The following is an 8,847-nucleotide window of genomic DNA, read 5'->3' as shown; positions in this document are numbered from 1 at the left end:
CACACGCTTTCGAGGTCTGAGATGGGCCTCAGCCCAGTCCCTTGGGGTCCGTCTCCTGGATCTGAGCCTGACGCTGACGGCTGCGAACGATTGCGAACGAATCTGAATGAGACCAGATCTGAGACCACCCCTCCGTGTTCGAGCGCGGGGGTTACACGGTGCCGTTGGTTCACGATTGTCGATCGTCCTGCCCTTCCTCGGGTGGGGTCTGGTCGGAGTGGTGGAGTTTGACGCGGACGGCCTGGGCGTCGGGGTGGCCGAGTTGGTCGAGAATGGTCAGGGCGTGTTGCCAGGCGTCGCGGGCGGCCTGGTGGTTACCGGCGGCGTGATGGGTGTCGCCGAGGTCGGTAAGGATGTCGGCTTCCTCATAGCGGTCGCCGAGGTCAAGCATCAGGTCGAGGGCGTGCTGGTAACAAGTGAGGGCCTGGTCGTGGTGGCCGAGGTGGTGGTGGGCGTAGCCGAGGCAGTCCCACGTGTGGGCCTGCCCGAGGCGGTCGTCGAGTTCTTGGAGCAGGGGGAGGGCCTGCTCGCAATAGCTGAGGGCCTGCTGGTGGTCGCCGAGCAGGGCGTGACCCCAGCCGACCCCGTTGAGAGCGAGCGCCTGCCCGCGCCTGTGGCCGGCGGCCCGGCGCAGGTCCAGGGCCTGCTCGGCGTGGTGCAGTGCCTCGACATATCGCCCCCACATCATGCTGAGCATGCTGAGGTTGTGGTGGGTCATGGCCTGCCCGCCCAGGTCACCGGCCTGGGCGTAGAGGTCCATGGCGTGGCGCAGCTGGGTGTCGGCGTCATCGGGGCGACCCAGCCGGATGTAGGCCACGGCGAGGAGGCGGTGGGCGCCCGCCTGTGCGGTCGGGTCGGCCAGCCGCCCAGCCGCGGCCACAGCCGCCTGCTCGGCGGCGACCGAGTCGTGCCAGTGCCCGCGCCGAGCGAGGAAGTCGTCCAGGGTCCAGGCCAACTGCCAGGTGTGGGTGTCGAATCCGGTGGCGGCGGCGTGGTCGAGGGCGGCCAGCAGCACCGGATGCTCGACGGTGAACCAGTCCAGGGCCTGCTGGTAGTCGGTGGGGTGTTCCAGGATGACCCCGGGTTGGGGCGGGGTGAGGGCGATCGGGTCCCGATGCAGGCTTAGGAGCCGGGCGGCGGTGTACGCGGTGTGTAGGTAGTGGTCCAGGATCCGGCCGGTGGCGTTGTGGCGTTGCTGGTCGGGGTCGAGGGTGTGGGTCTGTTCGGTGGCGTAGGCGCGTAGCAGGTCGTGGAAGGTGTACCGGCCGGGGACATGCTCGATGAGCAGGTTCGCCCGGGTCAGCTCTCCCAGCAGCGCCCGCGCGTCCGGCAGGGGCAGGGCGGCGAGGCTGGCCGCGGCCGGTGCGGAGGTGTCGGGGCCGGGGTGCAGGCCCAGCAGCCGAAACAGCCGCGCCGCCGACGGGGTCAGGGCCTGGTAGGACCAGGAGAACACCGCCCGCACATCGGTGGCCGGGTCATCGGTGCTCAGCGTGTCCAGCCGCCCGCCGCCGCTGTCGATCCTGTTGTCGTTGTCGCGTAGCCCGTTGGCCAGGGCGTGCAGAGGCAGGTGCGCTTCGGCGGCGGCACGGGCGGCCACGATCGCCAACGCCAGGGGCAGCCGGGCACACGCGGTGATGATCTCGGCGATCGCGTCGGGTTCGGCGGTGACCCGGTCGGCGCCCAGGCGGTGGGTCAGCAGTTGGCGCGCCTCTTCCTCGGTGATCAGGTCCAGGGTGATCGGGTGGGCGGCGTCGGCGGCGATCAGCCCGGAAAGCTGGTTGCGGCTGGTCACCAGGACCAGGCAGGTCGAGGTGCCGGGCAGCAGCGGGCGCACCTGCACGCTGTCGCGGGCGTTGTCCAACACGATCAGCATCCGCCGCCCCGCCAGCTGGGTGCGGTACAGCGCGGCCTGCGCATCCAGGTCCACCGGGATTCGCTCGGGTGGCACCTCGAGGGCGTCCAGGAACCGGCGTACCGCCTCGGCCGGGTCCATCACCTGCCCGCCCGGGTCGAACCCGCGCAGGTTCACATACAACTGCCCGTCCGGGAACTGGCCGACCACCTGATGCGCCCAATACACCGCCAAGGCGGTCTTACCTACCCCGGCCGTGCCACCGATCGCCGAGATCACCACCGTGGCACCCGCCTGCGTCTGATCTGTCTGATCACGAAGCAGGCTTGTCAACCTGGCCAGCTCGCCAGTCCGGCCGGCGAAAAGGGATACCGCTGCGGGCAACTGCCGCGGCACCACTTCCCGGACAGCCGGGTAATAGTGCTGATGCACGGTCATTTGGTTGTCGGGTCCGACCTGGACCCCCACGGAGTCGGAGACCGTCACATTCGGCGGCTGGCCGCCTCCGTCTGTTGGCGTGCTGGGTCCGGTCATCGTGGGTTGATGTTGATGGTCTGCTGATTCTGATCCCCGACCTGCACACCGGTGTTGTTGTTCAACTCCACATGAAACTTGCCCGTGCTCGCCTGCTCCAACAGGTCCAATAGCTGCTGCGCGACCTGCGCGGTCGGCTCGTCCACCTGCACCACCGACAACTGCCGCTCCAGCGCGGCACGCGGTGCGTCTCCCTTACCGGCCTGGCCGATCAATTCCCGGCCAGCATCATCGGACACGCCTCCCCGCCGGAAACATCCGATAACCAGGTTCTTCAACGTCCTGTAGGCGTCGCCCACCGCTGTGGCTGCGGTTTCCGAGACGCCCGCTGTTGCTCCGGCCACCAGGGCCGCCACAACCAAACTCACGGGCTCCATATCGATCAACCTTCCCAGGTCAACAACCTGGTCTACACCTTAAAAGCCCACCACCACACCGTCTATCGCCCAGCCGATACATGCACACACTCGACTGTGAATCTCACCGAGCTGAGGCAGAAAGCGCTCGCGTTCGCTGTTTTGCCGCCACAGTCGCTGATCGTGTACGGCGTGGGGACATTCGTCAGTGGTGTTCAAGGCCACGTGGTCCATACCCAGACACCTTATTGCGATCTTGGGGCTCGCCCGCCCTCACCCTGCACCGGACCGTTGGCCCGCTGGCCGCGGGTAGCGAGGTCGGGGATGCCGATGCCCTCCACAGCGCGGCGTGCGGCATCTTCGGCGATGTCGGCTGGATGAGTGGGGACGAGCGACGTGGGCCGCTCGTCCCCGGCAGCGTCCAGCGCGGGGTGCGATCCGCCGACTGGTTGCGCCATGCCACAGAAGCTTGCCACTGTGTGGCCAAGATTGGAACAACAGGTGTGGCCACATCATCCCCTAGTTCATGTGGCCACATCGCTGACCTGCGAACATGGCCATGTGGATCACGTCGGGCAGGCGGTGAAGTCGTTACGGGCGGCACAGGACGGCGTGCTGCGCACACAGGCACGCGCCCGACAGATGGTCGCCGACGCCCGGGCCAAGGTGGACCAGGCCCGGGCGACGCTAGCGGCGGTGATCGTTGCCGAGTATGAGGCGGGTGCCCGCGTGTCTGATCTGGCTGCCCGGGCGGAAGTCAGTCGGGAGACGATTCGGCGGATTCTGCGTGCCGCTGGAGTTGAGGCCGACTGAGCCCTTGGCCTTGAGCTTTACAGGCTCGCCAGCAACTCCGCTATGCCACGATCCGGCCTTTAATGATCCCGGGAGGGAAACCCCCATCGCTTGCCCGTGCCGGTGTACTGCGCCACGGGTATTGGGAGAACACCCAGCCGCATACGTGCTCGATAGAGCGTGCCGAACAGATGGTCAATTTCGTGCGCGACCAGACGCGCAACGCCCGCAGTGAACTCCGTGATCAGTATGTTGCCCTCGATGTCTTGATGCTCAACCTCGATCACGTCTGGTCTCGGGACCATGCCCCGCACATCGAAGAAGCTGAGACAGCCCTCGTACTGTTCATTGACCGTTGCGGACTCTCCAACGATCCTCGGGTTCAGAAGCGTTATCACGTGGTCCTCTGGAGTGCGGACCACAGCAGCCGCGCGTCCGATTCCTATCTGAGGCGCAGCGAGCCCCATGCCCTTCGCGAACGTGTGAACCTGCGCGATGCGTTCCATCTTGGCCCCGAGTTCGCTCACTACGCGCCGCGCATCCTCCGCTTCAGCGGGAAGATCGAACGGTCTAGCGACCTCAGCAAGGATGCTCTCGCCCTCCTGGACGACGCCAGCGGCGCGCATCTTGTCGCTCGGACTCATCTGATCCATGCCCAGATCCTCTTCTCCCGCTACGTTGGGATTCTTGAACTTCCACTCGACCCGGAAACGCGCGTGCAATGGCGGATCGTCTGTGCTCCACCGGAAGGCGACGTTGTCGCCGTTCAGCTCCTTTGTGAACGGCGTACGAAAAGGCGTTGCTTCGGCGGTCATCGACGTCTCCAACCCCCAGACCGTTGGTTGGCGTTCGGCTGGCAGGATAACGGCCAGGCTCAGCCGCCGCGTTGGCAGCCTAATAGCGCGCTTCCACCATGGCCCCCATTTGTCTTCTGGCACGGTGTAGATGTACTCGATCCACGTGCTTTCGCCTTGATACAAAGGGAATCGGCCGTCGGAGTTCTCGAAAAGGAGCCATAGCTCTTTGAAGGCGTCGCGATCGTGAACGACGCGCCAGGTCATCGGCTCCTCTCCGCAGCGTGCCCGGAGGTTGATTTCTTCCCAGGTCAACGGGTCCTTCCGATAGAGGCGATTGGAGCGCTCGGGATCGCCGGGGAATCGATCGACTGAGATGCGAATCAAGTAGCTTGTCACGGGCTCGATGCCGACGTTCCGCAGCAATCGACGGACGTGTGTCTCAACCATGCCGCCGTGGAAGCTCAGTGCGGCATCCTCGTGCTCGACCACAAGGGCAGTTCCGGGCGTGGACTGCGGGTCGCCTGCGCTGCCCCCATGGGCGCGTGCCTCGGGGCCAATGCCTGCATCGTGCATCGCCTTCCAGCGACGAACAAGCGCACGGCCGGCATGAAGCGCGGCATCGGCTTTCTCTGCAAACTCCCTGCTGGGCGATAGGGAAGCGTTCTCGACCTTGCTGATGTATGACGAGTCGTAGCCGATCTGCTTCGCGAGAGACTTCTGTGAGTAGCCAGCTATAGCACGCCAATGTCGAAGTTCGGCTATGAAGGCCGCTACCAGCTCATTTTGCTCGGGTGCGCGATCGATCGTCTCGCCCATGTCCGGACCTGCCTCCCCTGTGAATGGACTGATTCGAGGTTGATCGCGGTTCAACCTGTCCTCCACCCTTGACGTTCAGGTTTCCTCGTTGCATCGACGTAAGCAAGGCGATGAAAGCGAGGCACCGATGATCTCATTCGATCTCATGACCTAACGGAACGCTTTGGTCCGGGTGGCGAAGGCGGGATTCCCTCGTCTCGCGCCAACTTTCGGATATAAGCGCCCGTAAAGGGTGACAACTTCTCCACTTCCGTCGGACCCATGCCGGAGCGCAAGGCCGCAAGGACTGCCGCTATCGCAGTTTTTCGAGCTTCCTCGTGTGCCACGCCGGTTTGCTGATAGCGCCGCGTAGCAGCAACAAGTTCTCCACGGACATCCTTCATGCAATCAGGGTAGCGCAACCCTCTTGCGCAACCCAGCAACGTTTCGCTAGTCTGTTGCGCAACAGAGTAGCGCAACAGAGTTTCATATCAGTTCTTTGAGAACTTCATATAGCCCCCAATCGACAGGTGAAACCACAGGGCGCGAAGATCCGCCAAGACCCCGAGCAGTACGAGGGGAGAGGCGAGGAGCGAAGCCGGAGCCGGTGTCCGTGGGGGAAGAAGCGGTGCCGTTCGGCATCCGCTGACTTGGAAAAGACCTTCACCGGGACGCGGCTGGACTGGAAACCGTTGCCGCGTCCCGGCTTTCACCAATCCCCTTCGTTCCGGAAAGAGGTGGTTCCATCATGCTCTCATCCTTTGCCGCGTCCGTGCGCATCACCTCCCGCCAGTCCGCCATTTGGCGTACCTGCGCCGAATGCTGCGCGCTGGCCCCACTGCCGCCCGATGAAACCCGTTGCCCTGACTGTGGCGGTGATGGCGCGTCTCGCCCTTCGTCGCGTGGGCCGCGTTCCCGTGGAAGGAACTGAGCTTTCAATGGAGCTGGACTTTGATGGACCGTCCGATGTGGAGCTTGCGGCGATTGAGCTGGAATGGCCGTTGATCGCTGCTGAGCTGGACATCGTTGACGCCGAGATTCGGCTGTTGACCGCCGATCGGCCGACTGAGCTGGACTGGCGCAGGCTGCGCCGTGCCGAACGTCGCCGGTTGCGTGCCCTGGCTGAGCTGCTGGATTTGACCGCTGAGCATGAGCGGGTAGCGGCATGAACCACCCGTCTGAGCCGGGGAGTTTCGCCGAGCTGGCTTGCACGACCGTAAGCGTGTTCTGCGTCGGGTACGGGTTGTTGGCCCGCGGTTGGCTGCGCGCCGGCCTGCTGGTCGCGGCGATCGCGCTCGCGCTCGTGGCCGTGTGCGTGGTCATCGCTCGACGGCGGAGGTCCCGCGATGGCTAAAACGCTGGCACAGCAGGCCATCGCGGTGTACCGGGCCGCGCTGGACATGGCCGCGCGCCGTGGGTGACTGCCCCGACACCTGAGACTTCTTCTCCCCCTTCGCTTTGGAGCTGCACATGAACATCACCACCATGCGGGCTACCGGCCCGCTGCATCTGCTGTTCGCGTTCTATGTGGCCATGGCCGGTCTGGCCTTGTGGGGTCAGTCCGATGGTCTGATGGCCTGGCTGGGCATCGATCGCCTGGCCGCGTTGGCGGTCGGGTTCGCGGTCGAGCTGTTGGCCGCTGCGCTGCTCGGCTTCGCTGACTGGCGGCGCACTCACCGGGGTGAGCAGGCGATCGCCGCCCGGCTGCTGTCGGTGGCGGTCGCGTTGGGTGTGGCCGCGCTCAACTGGTACGGCCATGACACCAGCGTGGGTCAGCGGATGTTGTTCACCGGTGCGAGCTTGGCCGGGTACGCGGTGTGGACGCTGCACAGCAACGCCCGTCGCCGTGACGCGCTGCGCGCGGCCGGCCGCCTGGCCGCGCAGCCTCCCGTGTTCGGTCTGGCCGCGTGGCTGCGCGCGCCCAAGACGGTGTGGCGGGCGCGCCAGCTCGCCACAGCCGACCCCGGTCTGAGCGTGCACGCGGCGATCGCGCAGGCGCGTACCGAACTGGCGGCCGAGGCACGACAGCGGGCGATCGCTGCCGCGTTGCGGCGCAAGCTGTCCCGGTCGCTGGATGCCACGTCGGCGGACATCGCGATGGTCTCCTACGACCTGGACGAGGTCGCCGCCCGGCTCGCCGCGTCGGTGGACTACGGCCGGTTGACCGGACTGCTCGCCGCCGACATCCACGCCGATCGGATCGCGGCAGGCGCCAACGGCAAGCGGCGCACCCCGACAGGCAGCCCGCAGGCTGACCGAATTGACGATGCGGACAAGCCGCAGGCCAAGGCCCGTCCGGTCGCGGCGCGCAAGAGCACGGCCAAGCCGGATGCCTCCACCCGTATCCGGGCGGCGATCCAGGCCCACCCGGACGCCACACAGGCCGACATCGCCCGGATCGCCCAGACCACCGACCGGACCGTGCGGCGGGTGCTGTCCGTCCTGCGCGCCGAGACCGAGACCGCTCCGCAGCGGGCGCTGAGCGCCGTCTGACCGCCACCGTGCGGCCCGCGAGGTGATCGCGGGCCGCTGCGGTGGCCGCCAGAGCGGCGGACCAACGAGAGGAGCGACACGACATGGGCAAGCGGTTTTCACACCAACTGGAACTGCCTCAACTGGAGAAGGCGGTCCGTGAGGCGTGCCGGGTCATGAACGAGCACATCAAGGCGCGAAACGCTGCGGATGACACCGGCACGAGCAAGAACAAGTAGCCCGCAGGTCTGAAAAGGCCGCCCGGACTAAAGGCCAGTGACCGTCAGCGTGCGGGCCGAACCGTGAGCCGTGGTGCCGGTTCGGCTCGTGCGCTGGCCGCCATCGTGGCGACCGCCCGTGAAAGGAGCCCTGACGTGGCCAACGAGACCACTCTGACTATCACCGGCAACCTGACCGACAACCCTGACTATCGCGTGACCCCTTCTGGTGTGGGGCTCGTGCGGTTCACCGTGGCGTCCACGCCGCGCGTGTTCGACCAGAAGACCAATCAGTGGCGTGATGGTGAGCCGCTGTTCATGACCTGCTCGGCGTGGCGGGACCTGGCCGACAACATCGCCGAGAGCTTGTCCAAGGGTGCCCGGGTCGTGGTGACCGGCAAGCTGCGCCTGTCGCGGTGGGAAACCCCGGAAGGCGAGAAGCGCCAACAGCATCAGCTCGACGTGGAAGACGTCGGCGCGTCGCTGCGCTACGCGCGGGCCAAGGTGATGAAGCTGACCCGCCAAACCGCCCCCGGCGCCAACGGCAACGGATCCGGTGCAGCGCCAGCAGATGACCCTTGGGCCGGTGGCCAAGACACCGAACCGCCGTTCTGACAGCAGGAAGGACAGCAATCCCATGCCCGACCAGGATCGTCCACAGGATCGGTTTATCCCTGACTGGCGACACATCGCCGTACAGATGAAGCGCTACGGCGGCGGATTCCTTACTGCCGCCGAACGCGACGCGCTCGACGCGGCTGTGCGGGAAGAGGTAGCCGCCGAAGCGGATGCCGCCGAGCAGGAGTGGCTGAACGACCAATAGCAGCACCGCTGCCAACGCTAGATATCGACCGGGGCGCGACCCACGGCCTGAGAAACCAGGTCGCGCCCCGCCGTACCCCCAAGGGAGTCCTTTAATGCTGTCAAACCCTTCCGCTCTGGCTGCGTTCGGTGCCATCTTCGGCACCCTGTATGCCGCTCATCAGGTAGCCGACCACTGGGTTCAGACCCAGCACCAAGCCGACCACAAG

11 protein-coding genes and 1 pseudogene are annotated in these 8,847 nt (G+C 66.0%); 8 read left to right on the top strand and 4 right to left on the bottom strand.

From position 1 onward, the window contains the following. Positions 1–169: 169 nt before the first annotated feature. From DM816_RS37480 to DM816_RS43215, 3 genes are all read right to left on the bottom strand, one after another. Positions 170–2,185 carry an ATP-binding protein gene (locus DM816_RS37480; RefSeq protein WP_162908239.1) on the bottom strand — a complete coding sequence of 672 codons (2,016 nt, stop codon included), beginning with the start codon at positions 2,183–2,185 and terminating at the stop codon, positions 170–172. Between the two features lie 197 nt (positions 2,186–2,382). Next, entirely contained in the window at positions 2,383–2,754 is a 372-nt protein-coding gene (locus DM816_RS37475; RefSeq protein WP_162908238.1) for a hypothetical protein, read from the bottom strand. A 233-nt stretch (positions 2,755–2,987) separates the two neighbouring features. Further along, positions 2,988–3,200 carry a hypothetical protein gene (locus DM816_RS43215; RefSeq protein WP_162908237.1) on the bottom strand — a complete coding sequence of 71 codons (213 nt, stop codon included), beginning with the start codon at positions 3,198–3,200 and terminating at the stop codon, positions 2,988–2,990. Between the two features lie 70 nt (positions 3,201–3,270). Here DM816_RS43215 and DM816_RS37470 point away from each other — a divergent pair, with 70 nt between their 5' ends. Further along, complete coding sequence (locus DM816_RS37470; protein ID WP_117215249.1) at positions 3,271–3,555, top strand: hypothetical protein; 285 nt, start codon at positions 3,271–3,273, stop codon at positions 3,553–3,555. Positions 3,556–3,614: 59 nt separating this feature from the next. On the opposite strand, the gene DM816_RS37465 is transcribed toward DM816_RS37470, so the two are convergent. Further along, the gene (locus DM816_RS37465; RefSeq protein WP_117215248.1) at positions 3,615–5,147 is read right to left on the bottom strand and encodes a peptide deformylase; all 1,533 of its coding nucleotides are present in this window, start codon (positions 5,145–5,147) and stop codon (positions 3,615–3,617) included. 917 nt (positions 5,148–6,064) lie between these two features. Between DM816_RS37465 and DM816_RS37460 the strand changes: the two genes are divergently transcribed. From DM816_RS37460 to DM816_RS44965, 7 genes and pseudogenes are all read left to right on the top strand, one after another. Then, positions 6,065–6,295, top strand: a complete 231-nt coding sequence (locus tag DM816_RS37460; protein ID WP_117215247.1) for a DUF6284 family protein — start codon at positions 6,065–6,067, stop codon at positions 6,293–6,295. Beyond that, positions 6,292–6,480: a hypothetical protein gene (locus tag DM816_RS37455; protein WP_117215246.1), complete on the top strand. Its 189-nt coding sequence runs from the start codon at positions 6,292–6,294 to the stop codon at positions 6,478–6,480. The genes DM816_RS37460 and DM816_RS37455 overlap by 4 nt, the downstream gene beginning before the upstream one ends. Positions 6,481–6,596: 116 nt before the next feature. Next, positions 6,597–7,619 carry a hypothetical protein gene (locus DM816_RS37450; RefSeq protein ID WP_117215245.1) on the top strand — a complete coding sequence of 341 codons (1,023 nt, stop codon included), beginning with the start codon at positions 6,597–6,599 and terminating at the stop codon, positions 7,617–7,619. 83 nt (positions 7,620–7,702) lie between these two features. Continuing rightward, on the top strand, positions 7,703–7,837 hold the full coding sequence (locus DM816_RS45405) for a hypothetical protein (protein ID WP_281274400.1): 135 nt from the start codon (positions 7,703–7,705) through the stop codon (positions 7,835–7,837). 135 nt (positions 7,838–7,972) lie between these two features. Beyond that, positions 7,973–8,431, top strand: a complete 459-nt coding sequence (gene ssb, locus DM816_RS37445) for a single-stranded DNA-binding protein (protein WP_117215244.1) — start codon at positions 7,973–7,975, stop codon at positions 8,429–8,431. After that, positions 8,403–8,639: a hypothetical protein gene (locus tag DM816_RS37440; RefSeq protein WP_162908236.1), complete on the top strand. Its 237-nt coding sequence runs from the start codon at positions 8,403–8,405 to the stop codon at positions 8,637–8,639. The genes ssb and DM816_RS37440 overlap by 29 nt, the downstream gene beginning before the upstream one ends. Positions 8,640–8,733: 94 nt before the next feature. Continuing rightward, positions 8,734–8,847 (top strand): annotated as a pseudogene (locus DM816_RS44965) (transcriptional regulator); the annotation flags it as partial.

The sequence above is a fragment of the Allorhizocola rhizosphaerae genome (assembly GCF_003426775.1).
Classification (GTDB): domain Bacteria; phylum Actinomycetota; class Actinomycetes; order Mycobacteriales; family Micromonosporaceae; genus Allorhizocola; species Allorhizocola rhizosphaerae.
This window is presented reverse-complemented; position numbering and strand designations above follow the sequence as displayed.